Below are 15,043 nucleotides of genomic sequence, written 5' to 3'. Positions count from 1 at the left end.
CGCTGGGGGCGTGCGGTCGTCGTGCGAGTCAGTCCGGGTACACCGGGCCAACGGCCGTCCTGGCGCCTATAGCGCGTCCGCTGCCCCAGCCGAGTTCGCGGCGGTAGCCGCCGAGTAACCCCGATGTGGCGAGGCCAGCGGCGTCGCGGAACGGTGAATCGACAGGTGCTCTGGTGGCCAGCGGCGAGACGAATAACGCGTCGGTGGGGCAATACGCCTCGCACTGAAAGCAGGTCTGGCAACTGTCGTGTCGCGCCAGCACTGGGATGCCGTCGGGGCCGCGGTCGAACACCCGGGTCGGGCACACGTCGATACACCGGTCGCAGGCAATGCACCGCTCGGCGGCAACGACCTCGATCATGCGGCGACGCGGACCGGTTCGGGCCGGGTCCAGACGTCGTCGAGGCCGCCGGTGAGCAGTCGATGCCCGTGCGCCGGATTCGACGCCGGATAGTCCAGCCGCTTGTGCATGCCTCGGCTCTCCGGCCGGCTCAGTGCCGCGTGGTACATCCACCGGCTGTGGGCGAGCATCGCGGCCGCCTCACGGGCCCGGAACAGCTCCTCGCCGCACCCGCCGAGGCCGGTCCGCACCTCAGACCAGATGCCGTGCAACGACTTCAAGGCAGGCGCGAGCCGCTCGCCGTGCCGCAGATAGTTGAGGTCGTACGGCAGTACTTGGCGCTGCACTTCGGTGACGATGTCGCGGTAGCTCAGATTCGCTGCGGCGCTCGGACGCAGACCGGCGCCACCGACGGGACGCGATCCGGCCGCCGGCCTCCCCCGGCCCGTCGCGAACGCCGCCGCGCCCAGCCCGGCCCAGCTGCCCGAGGACGCCGCCCATGCCGCGTTGTGGCTGCCGCCGCCGGTGAACCCCCCGCATATCAATTCCCGTGTTGCGGTGTCACCGGCGGCATACAGGCCGGGTACGTCGGTGGAGCAGTCGAAGTCGGCGACCCGCACACCCCCGGTGCCGCGGACGGTTCCCTCGGCCAGCAGGGTGATCTCGAAGAAATCGGTGAATGGGTCGATGCCGAGCCGGTCGAAGACCAGGAAGAAGTTGGGTTGACCTTTGCGCATCGCGCGTTGCTCGTCCTCGGTGGCGCGGTCGATTCTGGCGAAAACGGGCTCGGACAGCAGCGTTTCGGCGATAACGGACCTGCCCTTGGCGCTGCCCGCGCCCTCAAGCACCGACCGGTCGGCGCGGTAGAACGTCGCCCACGAGTAATACGCGGTCTTGGTCAGCGAGGTGCCCTTGACCGCGATCGCGTATGCGTTGGAGAACTCCATCCCCGACAGCACCGCGCCCGCCTCCACCGCCATCAGCGCACCGTCTCCGGTGTTGACGTCGCACCCGAGCGTCTTGGACTGAAACGCACACCCGCCCGCGGCGAGCACGACAGCCGACGCCTCGATGCGCAGCGTCTGCCCTGTCGCGCGATCGAGCACCACCGCTCCGCAGACCACACCGTCGTCGTCGACGAGCAATTCCAGCGCCGGGGTGTGGTCGAGGATGCGGACCCCGAGCCGCTGCACCCGAAGCCGTTGCCGGCGCATGTATTCCGGGCCCTGTAGGTCGTCACGGAGGGAGCGGCCCGCTTCGTCGACCGGGAACGGATAGCGCTGAACCTCGGCGAGTTCGTCCATCCTGCTGTGGGTTTCGTCGAGCACCCGCGTCATCCACTCGCGGTCGGCGAGGTGACCGCCGAGGGCCTCCCGGCTCGCCATCGCGGCCTCTCGAAGTTCGGGGACATCGTCGACGTACCAGACCCCGGTGCCCACCGAGGCCGTCGCGCCGCTGGCGCCGGTGTAGCCCTTGTCCGCCAGGATCACCTCGACTCCGCCTTCCGCCGCTTTGATCGCCGCCCAGGTGCCCGCAGGCCCGCCCCCGATCACCAAGACGCCCGTCGAGAGCGGCGCTGCGCTACTCATGACCGTGAAACTGGTTGGCAGGCAACGGCAGTCCGTAGTGCTCGCGCAGCGTGGTGCCGGTGTACTCCTCGCGGAACAACCCCTTGCGTCGCAGGATCGGCAACACCTGATCGATGAACGTCTCCAGCCCCGACGGCAATGCCGCGGCCATGATGTTGAACCCGTCGGCCGCTCCCCCTTCGAACCATGCGACGATCGTGTCCACGACCTGGTCCGGCGTGCCGACGAAGGTGAAGTGGCCCCGACCGCTGCCGAGCCTCGACAGGATCTCGCGGACAGTGAGACCCTCGCGTTGCGCCAGCTCGACGATGAGGTCGGCGCGGCTCTGTGCACCTTCGAGTTTCGGGCGCGCCAAAACAGTTGTAGGCAACGGCTTGTCGAGCTCCAATGCCGACACGTCGACTTCGATGATGTTCGACAGCTGCCACAACCCGTAATCCGGCACCCGAAGCTCGTCGAGTTCTCTGGCCAGTTCCTGGGCCTCGTGCTCGGTCGATCCGATGATCGGCACGATCCCAGGGAGCACGAGCACGCCGTCGGGATCGCGGCCGGCGGCCTTGGTGCGCGCCTTGATGTCGGCATAGAAGTCGGCGGCCCGCTCGTAGGTCTGGTGCGCGGTGAAGATGGCCTCCGCGTGGCGGGCGGCGAACCCCTTGCCGTCCTCCGAGGACCCGGCCTGCACCAACAGCGGATGGCCCTGCGGCGGACGTTCGACGTTCAGCGGACCCGCGACCTTGAAGTACGCGCCAGTGTGGGCGATCGTGTGCAGGCGGGCCACGTCGGCGTACCGGCCCGACGCCTTGTCGCCCTGGATTGCCTCGTGTTCCCAGCTGTCCCACAACGCCTTTGCGACGGTCAGGAACTCATCGGCCCTCGCGTACCGCTCCGCATGGTCGAGGCGGTCGTCGAGGCCGAAGTTCGCGGCCTCCTGCGGGGTCGCCGAGGTGACGATGTTCCACCCGGCCCGGCCACCGCTGACGTGGTCGACCGACGCCAGCCGCCGCGCCAGGTTGTACGGCTCGTTGTACGTCGACGACACGGTCGCGATCAGCCCGATCCTGCTGGTGTGCTGCGACAGCGCGGTCAGCAGGGTCAGCGGCTCGAGTTGGCCGGGTGGGCGGAATGCCCCGCTGCCCGTCAGCGCCGGCCCGTCGGCGAGGAACAGCGAGTCGAACTTCGCGCTCTCCGCCAATTGCGCCAATGCGATCCAATGCGCCAGGTCGAAGTCCGCGCGCGGATTGCTCTGCGGCAACCGCCACGCGGCCTCATGGTGTCCCGCCTCCATCAAAAAGGCGTTGAGGTGGAGTTCCCGACGGCCGCTCATGCCAGCTTGGTGCTGTCGAAGCCGTAAGGCAGCAAGTTGTCGGTGATCTCGGCGACATCGACCTTTTTGGTGATCTCACCGGCTTCGAAGAAAGCGTCGCTGAGATCCTGTTCGGCCTTGATGTCCTCCGGCAGCACCTGCGTGACCTTGAACTGGTAAGCGTCCACCGTCGTGCGCGCATCCTCCTTCGAGATACCGGTCTCCTTGGCGATCGCCTTGGCGTACTCGTCGGGATGCAGTTGAGCCCAGTTGAAGATCCGCGCGATGCGCGTCAACACATCGGCCAGCGCGGCTCGTTTGGTGGGATCGCCAAGTGACTTGTCGTTGGCCACGTAGTAGTTGTTGACCTGGTCGATCGGCGGAAGCCCCTTGGCCAGAATGCGGGCACCGTCCTTGACCGCGATCGCCGACGGCGGATTCCAGATCGACCAGGCGTCGACCTTTCCGGTGTTGAACGCCGTCGCGCCCGCCGCCGGGCTGAGGTACACCAGTTGCACGTCCTTCGGCGTCAGACCGACGCTCTTGAGCGCCAGCAGCGCCAGGCCGTGCGCCGAACTGCCCTGCGGGACAGCGATCTTCTTACCCCTCAGGTCGGCGAGCGACTCGATCCGCGAGTCCTTCCCCACGATGATGTTCTCGGCGGCCTTGGTGAGGTCCGAACCGTGCTGGGTGGCGACGATCTTGAAGCCGAACTGCTTGGCGGCACCGGTGATCGGCGGCACCGTGCCCACGTAACCGAGGTCGATTTCGCCGGTGGCGGCGGCCTGCACCAACGGCGGTCCGTAGTCGAAGCGCGCGAACTTGACCTTGTACGGCGCATCGTCGAACGCGCCCGTCACCTTCGCCAGCTCCTCGCTGCCGTCGCCGCCGTTGTCGCCGATGGTGAACGTGTACTGGCTCCACTCGGGGTGGCTGGCCGCGGGTGAACCGCCGGAACTACTCAGCGGGGCTTCCGGCCCCTTCGAGGACGAGCACGCCGCGAGCACGCTTGCGACGGTGAGCAGCACCGCCACGAAACCGACGCGGAAAGGCTTGTGAGACATGATTTCTCCTGAAATGGAATTAATGCTGGCTGGCAAGTCCGAGATCGACGAGAAGAGCGGCGCGCAGTTCCTCGCGGGCAACGCTGGCCTCCCGCTCGGCGGCGGACAGCCGGACCGTGTGCGCGTCGCCGATCCTGCCGTTGTTCATCACGACGATCCGGTCGGCCAACGCGATCGCTTCGTCGACGTCGTGGGTGACCAGCAGCATGGACGCGTGGTGCTTGCCGCGCAGCGCACGCACCAGGTCGTGCATGCGCAACCGGGTGATCGCGTCCAGCGCGGCGAACGGCTCGTCGAGCAGCACCAACTCGGGCTCCGAGACCAACGCCCTTGCCAGCGCCACCCGTTGCGCCTCACCGCCGGAAAGTTGCTTGGGCCAGGCTTTTTCGCGACTTGCGAGGTTCACTTCGGCCAACGCCTTGCGGGCGCGGTCGTCGGCGTCGGCGCCGCGCAGGCCCAGGGTGACGTTGCGCAGCACCCGTTGCCACGGCAGCAGTCGGTCGCCCTGGAACACGATCGCGCGCTTGGCGGGCACCTCGATCCGACCGCCGTCCGGCTTGTCCAGCCCCGCGAGCAGACGCAGCAGGGTGCTCTTGCCGCAGCCCGACGGGCCGAGCAGGACCACGAGTTCGTCGTCGTCGATCATCAGGTCGAGGTGATCCAGTACCACGCGATCTCCGAACCTGCGCACCACCTGCTCGGCGAAAACCCCTGTCTGAGTGCGCGATGCCGCGGTCACAGCGCCTCATAACTAGGGCGCCACCGCAGCAGCACCCGCTCGAGGATCCGGACGAACTGGTCGGCCAGCAGACCGAGGACCGAGTAGATCACCAGGCCGACGAAGACCTTGTTGGTCTGCAGATAGGTCTGGGCCTGGGTGATCATGAAGCCGAGGCCTTCGTCGGCATTGACCGTCTCCGCGGCGACCAGGCCCAGGATGCTGTAGGCCAGCGAAAACCGAAGACCTACAAGGAAACCTGGTAGCGCCCCGGGAACGAGCACCCGGGTGACGATCCGCCAGGAGCCCGCGCCCGTGGTGCGGGCCATCTCGATCAGCCGCTGGTCGACCCCGCGGATCGCCGCGAACAGGTTGAGGTACATCGGCACCCCGGCGCCGAACGCGATCAACAAGACCTTGGTCAGTTCGTCGATGCCGAACCAGACGACAAACAGCGGAAGCACGGCGAGCAGCGGGATGGTGTTCAAGATCTGCGTGACCCCGTTGAAGACGTACTCGCCAGTGCGCAGAAAACCGCCGAGCACTCCGGTCACGATGCCGAGGGCCAACCCGATGGCCAACCCAATTCCCGCCCGCTGCAAGGATATCGACAGATCGGGGCCGAGCACTCCGTCCCGCCACAACTCCACCGTCGTGCTCAGGATGTCCGACGGCGCAGGCGCATACGACGGCTTGAGGAAACCCGCCCGGGCCAGGAACTCCCAGACCACCAAGATCAGCACGGGCGTGGTGTAGATCCCGAGCGGCCAGCGCAACCTGCGACGCAGCGTGGGAAGCCGGGACTGGTGACGGGCATCGCCCGGCAGGAACACATCACGCGACGTGGTGCGCGCGGGCGCTGGGGGTGCGAGTAGGGCCATTGCTTGCCTTCCGGAGGCGACATCGACGAACGTGCGCGCTGTTGCGTTGCGCGCTCGGAGAATTCGCGGATAAGTGGTGTGGTGAGCACCATGCCGCAATGGCAACGTGTGCGGGAGCCATGAAATCGACGCGATTCTTTCTCGACCGAACACGCCCCCGACTCGGCCCAAAATGGCCTGCGGAAATACTTGACCCATTCCAGAAAAGGGACGATATTAGGTGCCGTGACGTCCGCACCCGACTACGCAGATCGGCTGCGCGCCGCTGATCTGCGCGTGACGCGGCCCCGGTTGGCGGTGCTGCAGGCGGTGCACGCGCTTCCGCACGCCGACACCGAGTCGATCTTCGGTGCCGTGCGGTCTGACCTGCCCGATGTGTCGCGGCAGGCGGTTTACGACGTACTCGCCGCCCTGACGACCGCAGGCTTGGTCCGACGGATCCAGCCCTCAGGTTCGGTCGCCCGCTACGAGTCGCGCGTCGGTGACAACCACCACCATGTGGTCTGCCGGTCCTGCGGCGTCATCGCAGACGTCGACTGCGCGGTCGGCGAGGCGCCGTGCCTGACTCCGTCGGACCCCGACGGCGCGCTCGACGGCTTCGTGCTCGACGAGGCCGAGGTCATCTACTGGGGTCTGTGCCCCGACTGCTCGGCATCACAAGCGACGCGATCACACCCGTGATCACAGCCCGTAACACCCACCCTCGGAAGGAATGTTGTGTCATCTGATACATCTGACGCTCGCCCACCGCATGACGACGCCAAGACGGCCAGTCATAGCGAGAGCGAGAACCCGGTTATCGATTCACCGAAGCCGAAGACGCACGCTCCGTTGACCAACAGGGATTGGTGGCCGGAGCAGGTCGACGTTTCGGTGCTGCACAAGCAGAACGAAAAAGGCAACCCGCTCGGTGAAGACTTCAACTACGCCGACGAGTTCGCCAAGCTCGACGTCGAAGCATTCAAGCGCGACGTCATCGACCTGATCAACACCTCGCAGGACTGGTGGCCCGCCGACTACGGCAGCTACGCAGGCCTGTTCATCCGGATGAGTTGGCACGCCGCGGGCACGTACCGCATCTTCGACGGTCGCGGCGGTGCCGGGCAGGGCGCGCAGCGCTTCGCCCCGCTCAACAGCTGGCCCGACAACGCCAACCTGGACAAGGCGCGCCGGCTGCTGTGGCCGATCAAGCAAAAGTACGGCAACAAGATTTCGTGGGCCGACCTGATTGCCTACGCCGGGAACGCCGCGCTGGAGTCGGCAGGCTTCAAGACGTTCGGCTTCGCGTTCGGTCGCGAGGACATCTGGGAGCCCGAAGAGATGCTGTGGGGCCAGGAGGACACCTGGCTCGGCACCGATCAGCGTTACGGCGGCACCAACGACACCGACCGCAAGCTCGCCGAGCCGTTCGGTGCCACCACTATGGGCCTGATCTACGTCAATCCCGAAGGCCCAGAAGGCAAGCCCGATCCCCTGGCGGCCGCGCACGACATCCGCGAGACGTTCGGCCGGATGGCGATGAACGACGAGGAGACCGCTGCGCTGATCGTCGGCGGCCACACCCTCGGCAAGACCCACGGTGCGGGCCCGGACGAGGGTATGGGACCGGAGCCCGAGGGCGCGCCGATCGAGCAGCAGGGCCTGGGCTGGAAGTGCCCGTTCGGCTCCGGTAAGGCCGGCGACACGGTCACCAGCGGCCTGGAGGTGGTGTGGACCAACACGCCGACCAAGTGGAGCAACGCCTTCCTGGAGATGCTGTACGGCAACGAGTGGGAGCTGACCAAGAGCCCGGCGGGCGCGTGGCAGTTCGAGGCGAAGGACGCCGAGGCGACGATCCCCGATCCGTTCGGCGGGCCGCCGCGTAAGCCCACGATGCTGGTCACCGACATCTCGATGCGGGTCGACCCGATTTACGGCGAGATCACCCGGCGGTGGCTCGACCATCCGGAGGAGCTCAACGAGGCGTTCGCCAAAGCGTGGTACAAGCTGATGCACCGCGACATGGGCCCGATCGAGCGATACCTCGGGCCGTGGGTGGCCGAGCCGCAGCTGTGGCAGGACCCGGTTCCCGCTCAAGAGGGTGAGCTGATCGACGAGGCCGACATCGCGTCGCTGAAGAGCAAGCTGCTCGATTCCGGCCTGACCGTGCAGCAGCTGGTCAAGACGGCATGGTCGTCGGCGGCGAGCTTCCGCGGCACCGACAAGCGCGGCGGCGCCAACGGCGCGCGCATCCGCCTCGAGCCGCAGAAGAATTGGGAGGCCAACGAGCCTGCCGAGTTGGCCAAGGTGCTGCCGGTGCTGGAGAAGATCCAGCAGGAGTTCAATGCCGCCGGCGGTAAGCAGGTCTCGCTGGCCGACCTGATCGTGCTGGGCGGTTCGGCGGCGGTCGAGAAGGCGGCGCGCGACGCTGGCTACGAGATCGAGGTCTACTTCGCGCCTGGGCGCACAGACGCGTCGCAGGAGCAGACCGACGTCGACTCGTTTGCGGTGCTCGAACCGCGGGCCGACGGGTTCCGCAACTTCGTGCGTCCCGGTGAGAAGGCTCCGTTGGAGCAGCTGCTCATCGAGAAGGCATACATGTTGAATCTGACGGCGCCCGAGCTGGCGGTGACGGTCGCCGGTCTGCGGGCGCTGAACGTCAACCACGGCGGCAGCAAGCACGGCGTTCTCACCGACAAGCCGGGCACGCTGAGTAACGACTTCTTCCTCAACCTGCTCGACATGAGCACCGAGTGGAAGCCGTCGGAGACCGTGGAGAACGTCTACGAGGGACGGGACCGCTCCTCGGGGGCGGTCAAGTGGACGGCGACGGCGAACGACCTTGTGTTCGGCTCCAACTCGGTGCTTCGCGGCATCGCCGAGGTCTACGCCCAGGACGACAGCAAGGGCAAGTTCGTCGAGGACTTCGTCGCCGCCTGGGTCAAGGTGATGAACAACGACAGGTTCGATCTGGCCTGATCGAACCAACGGCGACGCCCCGCAAGTCATCCGGCTTGCGGGGCGTTGTCGTCAGATCTGCCGACTGAGTTGTGCGCTGATGAGTGGCGCGATCTTTTCAGCCATGTAGGCGTGCCCGGCGTCGGTGGGATGCACGCCGTCCTTGCCGATCAACTCCGGGTGTCCGACGAACCAACCCTGGGCGATCGGATCGATGAACGTCGCCCCCGCGACCCCTGACTGATACTTCAGCGCGTCCCGGATGCCGAGCACCCATGCGGGCGGGTCGGCGGTCGGCCAAGGCGGACCGATCACCAGGAACTTCGCCGATGGTGCTGTGCGACGGGCTAATTGGAAGGTGCCCCAAACCAGGACCGACAATTGAGTCGGGTCGACGTTCTGGTCGTTTCGGGAGCCGTAGAACACCACCAGCGCGTCGTCTGGCTTGACCGCATCGGCCGTCAGGTCCTCGAACACGCTGCCGTGGTTTCCGCGGGTGCCGTAGCCGGCGCCGCCCTCAGCGGCCACGTCGGGCGCCACCCGGACACCGTCGCGCGCCAGCAACTGCCAGGCGCGCGTCGTCCATCCCTTGGCGCCCAGGCCGCCGAGATCCGTGCCGGTGGTGTACGAGTCCCCTATCACTGCGATGCGATTGAGCGAGGCGTCCAGCGTCTTTATCTCGTTGTGCCGCACCGGTGTTGGGGCCGAAATCGACAGGCCGATCAGCAGGGCGATCGCAACGACGAACGTGAACAGACGACTCACCGGAACAGCCTACGATCCGATCCTGGGAATCGCCGAGCGGGTCGCAATTGTAGGCAACACGTTGTGAAAACGCTGCTTGCGGTCGCGCGCAGGGCAATTCGCTACGTCAGCCGGCGCGCGCGGAGACGGTGTTCGCGGGCACCTGTCGGGAGCCGCGGATGGTTTGCAACTTGTTCTGCGTCGGGTCGGGTTCCTCGGAATGCGGGTCGGCTACGGGAAGTCGTCGCTCCTTGACCATCCTGCGCATCCAGATCCGCGCCGGTTCTTCGACGAATTCGTACAGCAGCACCGCGCAGACAAGGGCGACCGCGAACACGCCGACCATGATCAACTTCGCCGACCAACTCGGGGTGAGCACGATCTCGAACTGAGCGGTGAACCAGTTCCACGCGGTGTGCACGATCTCGTGGACCATGTACAGGCTGAACGAGATGTAGCCGCCGTACGCCATCACCCGGGTACCCAACAGTCGCGGCAGGCTGCCGACTCCGATGGCCAGGGTCACCACCAACGGGACGAACAAGACGTCGACCAGCCCGCTGGAATCCGACACCTTGGGCACCGGGTGTGCGTCGAGGAAGTACAGGATGCCGATGATGCCGAGGCCGATCGCCAGCGACAGATATCCGGCGCGTCGGCGGGTCTGGTCGGACGGTCGCATCTTGCGGACCGCCGCGCACGCCAGCGCCCCCGCGGTGAACTGCATGACGATGCGCGGGAGCCAACTCCACGGGGTGTAGAAGTGGCCGGTCGCAAGCAGCAGCAGCGTCGGCGGCAGGCACGCCAGGGCCGCCATTACCAGCAAGCCCCTGACCCGGGTGGCCCTGGCGATCCGGAAGATCGCCAGAACCAAGACGCCGAACATCAGGTACGCGAGCCACTCAGCGCTGATCGACCAGGCGGGGCCGTCCCAGCTGGAGCCGTCGAAGAACGGCTGGAACCACAACTGCACCAACAGCAGCTGCCGGGCGTAGCTGACGGCGCTGAACTGATCGGCCACTGGTGACGGCAGGTGGCCGACATAGAGCGTGAAGATGATCCATCCCAGCGCGAGGTGCAGCGTGACCACGTAGACCGGCCACACCCTGGCCAACCGCAGCCACAGGAAATGCAGGGTTTCCGGCATCGAAAACGACTCGCCCATGCGGTCGAGGTAATTCCACGTCAACACGAATCCGCTGAGGATGAAGAACAGGTCGACGCCCTGGGCACCGCAATTGATCACCGGTGCCAGCGCCGATCTGAAGCCCGGCGCCGACACCTCAAGCCACGGCCGGAAGTGAAACAGCACCACCCACACCGCGGCAACGATGCGCAAGCCGGATAGGGCTTTGATCTCTCCGGTGCGCACAAAACTCTTTTCGTGAGGGACTCTGCTGTTTCGGATCACGACGCCGGCGGCGCAACCCCCGGCGTTGGCAGAATAACAGCGCCATCGACCGATTGCCGTGCACCAAATGCTGTGTGCTTGCTGTAAAACCCGCGTGTCGCGGATTACAGAAGCCCGCCGAGTCCGCCGAGCAGTCCGCCGCCGTCGTCGTTCTTCCGTGGCGGACTGTGGTTCGGGAACGGCGCACGTGTCTGGGGGCTGACGCTGATCGGCGCGCGGGTGGCCGGTGGCGCGCTGGGAGCGGGGCTTGGCGGCGCGGCGGGCGGTGCGGGCGTGGCGACACTCGGCGGTGGAGCCGGTGGGCGGGCCGCAGACGTGCTGACGGTCGCTGGCAGTACGGGTACGGGCGATCCCGTCGGGGTCGGCATCGCCGCAGGTGGTGCGGTCGACGTCGCCATCGGCAGCAGCGTGGTGTCGGTAGGTGTGACGAGGGGCTGGGTCGGCCGGGCCGGTTGGAGCAGGACGACGACCGTTGCCGCCGTGGCAGCCAGGGTTGCTAGAACCATGCCGGACAGGACGATCCGGCGTGACCAGCGGCCGTCCTCCTGAGGTCGCGCAACGACGGACTTCGCCGCGTCGCCGCCGTCACCGGCCGACTCGTCGGCTTCCAGCGGCTCGAACAGGTAGTCGAACCGGTCGGAGACGTCCTCCCCCAGCATGTCGTGATGGTACGCGCGACGTTTGCCGACGGTACGCGGTGTCGCCAAATTGGTGTTTGCTGTGGCGTGTCGCGGTCAATGGTTCTGCACGACCGGCGCCGACAGGGCAGAGTGGATATGCTTGCGCCTTCTCGACTGAGGACGACCATGTCTGCTGATACCGGTGCCGACGCGCCATCGCCTGCTGCGTCGAACGGCGGCTCGCGGCACATCAGGCTGACCTCACACAGCGGCGGCCTCGACGCGCCGACGATTGGCTGGGGTGCGCCGACCGCGGCCGAACGCGGACCGCTGATCGGCACCACCACCAAGCGGGCCCACCGCAATGTGATCGGCACGCACAGCGGTTCGTACAGCGTCTACCGCGCCCTGGCAGTGGCGTCCGGCGCGCTCTCGCGTGAGCACCGCGCCGATCTGACCGACACCGCGCCCACCGACGACATCGGCCCCTATCCGAGATGGGGCGAACCCGGCAGGATCGTCAGCCTGGACCCGTGGGGCGCGATGGTGGCCGATGTCTATGCCGCCGATCTCGCCGCCGGCTACGACATCAGGCCGACGATCGCCATCACCAAAGCGCACGTGATCGTGCCGGAGGTCACCGAAGCCGTTCAAAAGGGTCGGCTGGTGCCCGACGGTCGGATCCTGCTGCCGACCGGCGCCGCGCTGGTGACCAAGGCGGCCATCGAACCGGTCTGGCACCTGCCGGGCGTGGCGCAGCGGTTCGGCTGCAGCGAGACGAGCCTGCGCCGTGTGCTGTTCGAGGAAACCGGCGGCATGTATCCCGAACTCGTGACGCGGTCGGACCTGGAGGTCTTCCTGCCGCCCATCGGCGGGCAGACCGTCTACATCTTCGGCAATGCCCGCGACCTGAGCGATCCCAGCGTCGAACTGACCGCAAGGGTGCACGACGAATGCAACGGTTCCGACGTCTTCGGGTCGGACATCTGCACCTGCCGCCCCTATCTGACGCACGCGATCGAGGAGTGCATCCTCGGCGCCCAGCGCGGCGGGGTCGGCCTGGTCGCCTACTCACGCAAGGAGGGGCGTGCGCTGGGCGAGGTGACCAAATTCCTGGTCTACAACGCGCGTAAGCGCCAAGTCGGCGGCGACACCGCCGAGGCGTACTTCACCCGCACAGAATGTGTGGCGGGCGTGCAGGACATGCGTTTCCAGGAGTTGATGCCCGATGTGCTGCATTGGTTGGGCATCAGCAAAATCCACCGATTGGTCTCGATGAGCAATATGAAGTACGACGCCATCACCTCGTCGGGGATCGAGGTCGGCGAGCGGGTGAACATCCCCGACGCGCTGATCCCGGCGGACGCGCGGGTGGAGATCGATGCGAAGACGGCGGCGGGCTACTTCACCCCCGGACCGGTGCCCGACGCCGAGGAGTTACGCAAGGCGAAGGGCCGGGGGCTCGACGGATGAGCCTGGTCGGCGTGCGGGCCGAGCACGACGTCAACCGCCCCGCGGGCGCGGCGGCGGCGTTGCGCAGCACCACCGCGATCCGGCAGCGCGCACAGTTTCTGCTGAACCGGGCCCGGGCGGGCGACTCCCCCTGGTTCGTCGTCGACGACGACTCGCTTTCCGCGGCCGCCGACGAGGTCGTCGACGTCACCCGCGCTCGCTATCCCGATCTGCGGGTTCCGTTGCACAGTCGCTGGCGGCACTTCGAAGCGGGCGGCGTGGACCGGAAGGCCGACCTCGATCTCGCGGCGATGATCGATCTCACCGTGGTCAGCGTGTTGCTCGACGCGGGCGCCGGACCGCGCTGGCAGTATCTGGAAGCGGCGACCGGCCAGCGGTTCGCCCGGTCCGAGGGGCTCGGCGTGGCCAGTTGGCACGCGTTCTGCAGCGGACTGTTCTCCGGCGATGCCCTGCCACAGGTCGATACCGTGGGTCTGCGCGCGCTCACCGTCGACAAATTGGCCGAGGCGTTCCAGTGCGGACCCGCAAACCCGCTGGTGGGTTTGGAGGGCCGGGTGGCGGTGCTGCACCGACTGGCCGACGCGCTGGGAGCGCACACCCGACCGGCGGACCTCTTCGACGTCGGATCGCGAATCGCCGCACACGACATCCTCGCTCGAGTGCTGGTTTCGTTGTCGCGAGTCTGGTTGGCGCCCAACAACATCGGTGACGAAGCGCTCGGCGACTGCTGGCGCCACGACGGCGTGCCCGGCGCAGGGCTGACCGACGGCTGGATGCCGTTTCACAAGCTGTCGCAGTGGCTGACGTACTCGCTGTCAGAACCGTTTCAATCCGCGGGCGTGCAGGTGGACGGCCTCGACGAACTGACCGGGCTCCCCGAGTATCGCAACGGCGGCCTGCTGTTGGACACCGGTGTGCTGCGGCTGCGCGATCCGGATTGGGCGGCGCGCAGCTGGGACGTCGGCGACGAGCTCGTGGTCGACTGGCGGGCGCTGACCGTGGCCCTGCTCGACGAGCTGGCCCCGCTGGTGCGCACCCGTCTGGGTGTGGACGCCGATCGGATGCCGCTGGCGTGCGTGCTCGAGGGCGGCACGTGGGCCGCGGGCAGAGCGCTCGCCGCGCGCCTGCGCGATGGGCGTCCCCCGCTGTCCATCGTCAGCGACGGGACGGTGTTCTAGCGCCGTGGCCGCCGTGCAACTGATCGACCATCCGCTGGTGCAGCACAAACTCACGCTGATGCGGCGGAAAGACGCGTCCACCAAGAGTTTCCGCCAACTGTTGCAGGAAATCTCGGCGTTGATGGCCTACGAGGTGCTGCGCGACATGCCGCTGCACGACGTCGCGATCGACACACCGTTGGAAAGCACCACCGGCAAGGTGATCGACGGCAAGAAGCTGGTCTTCGTGTCGATCCTGCGTGCGGGCACCGGGATCCTGGACGGCATGCTCAACGTGGTGCCCGGTGCCCGCGTTGGGCATATCGGCCTCTACCGCGATCCCAAAACACTTGTCGCCGTTGAGTATTACTTCAAATTGCCCGGCGAACTGTCCGAACGCGACGTGGTGGTGGTCGACCCGATGCTCGCAACCGGCAACTCGGCGGTGGCTGCGGTGGACCGGCTGAAGGAATGCGGTCCCAAATCGATCAAATTCGTCTGCCTGCTGACCTGTCCGGAAGGCATCGCCGCGATGCAGGCCGCACACCCCGAGGTGCCGATCTACACCGCGGCCATCGACCGTCAGCTCGACGAGCACGGCTACATCCTGCCTGGCCTCGGCGACGCCGGGGACCGCATCTTCGGCACCAAGTAAAACCCCTAATCCCCCACCGTCACACCCGCGCGGATGCCCAGGAGGCGCTTTCGGCCAGGGGGCGCGCGACCCGTTTCGGCACTCGCCGCGACTCCATAACGTCGAAGCCATGGCGCACTGTCGGTACTGCCGGCCCCGGTGCCTGGCTGTT

Annotated in this window: 14 protein-coding genes; 5 read left to right on the top strand and 9 right to left on the bottom strand. The window is 67.0% G+C overall.

Annotation, left to right across the window (positions count from 1 at the left end):
* Positions 1-28: 28 nt before the first annotated feature.
* Genes A5724_RS15990 through A5724_RS15965 form a run of 6 tightly spaced genes read right to left on the bottom strand, consistent with a single transcriptional unit; the run spans position 29 to position 5,895 of the window.
* Positions 29-361 (bottom strand): ferredoxin family protein, encoded by a 333-nt coding sequence (locus A5724_RS15990; protein WP_067803545.1) that lies wholly within the window; start codon positions 359-361, stop codon positions 29-31.
* The gene (locus tag A5724_RS15985; protein WP_067803539.1) at positions 358-1,929 is read right to left on the bottom strand and encodes an FAD-binding protein; all 1,572 of its coding nucleotides are present in this window, start codon (positions 1,927-1,929) and stop codon (positions 358-360) included. The genes A5724_RS15990 and A5724_RS15985 overlap by 4 nt, the downstream gene beginning before the upstream one ends.
* Positions 1,922-3,253, bottom strand: a complete 1,332-nt coding sequence (locus A5724_RS15980) for an LLM class flavin-dependent oxidoreductase (protein ID WP_067803537.1) — start codon at positions 3,251-3,253, stop codon at positions 1,922-1,924. The genes A5724_RS15985 and A5724_RS15980 overlap by 8 nt, the downstream gene beginning before the upstream one ends.
* The gene (locus tag A5724_RS15975) at positions 3,250-4,296 is read right to left on the bottom strand and encodes an ABC transporter substrate-binding protein (protein ID WP_067803533.1); all 1,047 of its coding nucleotides are present in this window, start codon (positions 4,294-4,296) and stop codon (positions 3,250-3,252) included. Before A5724_RS15975 ends, A5724_RS15980 begins: the two co-directional genes overlap by 4 nt.
* Before the next feature lie 19 nt (positions 4,297-4,315).
* Positions 4,316-5,035: an ABC transporter ATP-binding protein gene (locus tag A5724_RS15970; protein ID WP_067803531.1), complete on the bottom strand. Its 720-nt coding sequence runs from the start codon at positions 5,033-5,035 to the stop codon at positions 4,316-4,318.
* Positions 5,032-5,895 carry an ABC transporter permease gene (locus A5724_RS15965; protein WP_067803528.1) on the bottom strand — a complete coding sequence of 288 codons (864 nt, stop codon included), beginning with the start codon at positions 5,893-5,895 and terminating at the stop codon, positions 5,032-5,034. The genes A5724_RS15970 and A5724_RS15965 overlap by 4 nt, the downstream gene beginning before the upstream one ends.
* Before the next feature lie 225 nt (positions 5,896-6,120).
* Between A5724_RS15965 and A5724_RS15960 the strand changes: the two genes are divergently transcribed.
* Positions 6,121-6,576, top strand: coding sequence for a Fur family transcriptional regulator (locus tag A5724_RS15960; protein WP_067803525.1), 456 nt, complete (start codon positions 6,121-6,123; stop codon positions 6,574-6,576).
* Between the two features lie 36 nt (positions 6,577-6,612).
* Positions 6,613-8,853 carry a catalase/peroxidase HPI gene (gene katG, locus A5724_RS15955; protein WP_067803522.1) on the top strand — a complete coding sequence of 747 codons (2,241 nt, stop codon included), beginning with the start codon at positions 6,613-6,615 and terminating at the stop codon, positions 8,851-8,853.
* 51 nt (positions 8,854-8,904) lie between these two features.
* Here the strand turns inward: katG and A5724_RS15950 are convergent, their stop codons facing one another.
* The 3 genes from A5724_RS15950 to A5724_RS15940 all read right to left on the bottom strand — a co-directional run bounded on the left by A5724_RS15950 (position 8,905) and on the right by A5724_RS15940 (position 11,646).
* Entirely contained in the window at positions 8,905-9,597 is a 693-nt protein-coding gene (locus tag A5724_RS15950) for a GDSL lipase (RefSeq protein WP_067803517.1), read from the bottom strand.
* Between the two features lie 106 nt (positions 9,598-9,703).
* On the bottom strand, positions 9,704-10,948 hold the full coding sequence (locus A5724_RS15945) for an acyltransferase (protein WP_082965049.1): 1,245 nt from the start codon (positions 10,946-10,948) through the stop codon (positions 9,704-9,706).
* A 143-nt stretch (positions 10,949-11,091) separates the two neighbouring features.
* Positions 11,092-11,646 carry a hypothetical protein gene (locus A5724_RS15940; RefSeq protein ID WP_156752306.1) on the bottom strand — a complete coding sequence of 185 codons (555 nt, stop codon included), beginning with the start codon at positions 11,644-11,646 and terminating at the stop codon, positions 11,092-11,094.
* A gap of 147 nt (positions 11,647-11,793) precedes the next feature.
* Between A5724_RS15940 and A5724_RS15935 the strand changes: the two genes are divergently transcribed.
* The 3 genes from A5724_RS15935 to upp are packed head-to-tail and all read left to right on the top strand — an operon-like array spanning position 11,794 to position 14,892.
* On the top strand, positions 11,794-13,080 hold the full coding sequence (locus tag A5724_RS15935; RefSeq protein WP_067803511.1) for a GTP cyclohydrolase II: 1,287 nt from the start codon (positions 11,794-11,796) through the stop codon (positions 13,078-13,080).
* Positions 13,077-14,258: a DUF1688 family protein gene (locus A5724_RS15930; RefSeq protein ID WP_067803505.1), complete on the top strand. Its 1,182-nt coding sequence runs from the start codon at positions 13,077-13,079 to the stop codon at positions 14,256-14,258. Before A5724_RS15935 ends, A5724_RS15930 begins: the two co-directional genes overlap by 4 nt.
* Positions 14,259-14,262: 4 nt before the next feature.
* A complete protein-coding gene (gene upp / locus A5724_RS15925) occupies positions 14,263-14,892 on the top strand; it encodes a uracil phosphoribosyltransferase (protein ID WP_067803503.1) in 630 nt (209 codons plus the stop codon).
* The last annotated feature ends 151 nt before the right edge of the window (positions 14,893-15,043 follow it).

This window comes from Mycobacterium sp. ACS1612 (assembly GCF_001667505.1).
In the GTDB taxonomy this organism is placed as follows: domain Bacteria; phylum Actinomycetota; class Actinomycetes; order Mycobacteriales; family Mycobacteriaceae; genus Mycobacterium.
Note: the sequence above shows the minus strand (reverse complement) of the source record. Positions and strands in the feature narration are given on the sequence as shown.

What these genes read in the sequence shown, in the direction of transcription:
- A5724_RS15965 (WP_067803528.1), bottom strand. Translation starts at nt 5,895, where the DNA reads ATGGCCCTACTCGCACCCCCAGCGCCCGCGCGCACCACGTCGCGTGAT.
- A5724_RS15930 (WP_067803505.1), top strand. Translation starts at nt 13,077, where the DNA reads ATGAGCCTGGTCGGCGTGCGGGCCGAGCACGACGTCAACCGCCCCGCG.
- A5724_RS15985 (WP_067803539.1), bottom strand. Translation starts at nt 1,929, where the DNA reads ATGAGTAGCGCAGCGCCGCTCTCGACGGGCGTCTTGGTGATCGGGGGC.
- A5724_RS15935 (WP_067803511.1), top strand. Translation starts at nt 11,794, where the DNA reads ATGTCTGCTGATACCGGTGCCGACGCGCCATCGCCTGCTGCGTCGAAC.
- A5724_RS15975 (WP_067803533.1), bottom strand. Translation starts at nt 4,296, where the DNA reads ATGTCTCACAAGCCTTTCCGCGTCGGTTTCGTGGCGGTGCTGCTCACC.
- A5724_RS15990 (WP_067803545.1), bottom strand. Translation starts at nt 361, where the DNA reads ATGATCGAGGTCGTTGCCGCCGAGCGGTGCATTGCCTGCGACCGGTGT.
- A5724_RS15980 (WP_067803537.1), bottom strand. Translation starts at nt 3,253, where the DNA reads ATGAGCGGCCGTCGGGAACTCCACCTCAACGCCTTTTTGATGGAGGCG.
- A5724_RS15940 (WP_156752306.1), bottom strand. Translation starts at nt 11,646, where the DNA reads ATGCTGGGGGAGGACGTCTCCGACCGGTTCGACTACCTGTTCGAGCCG.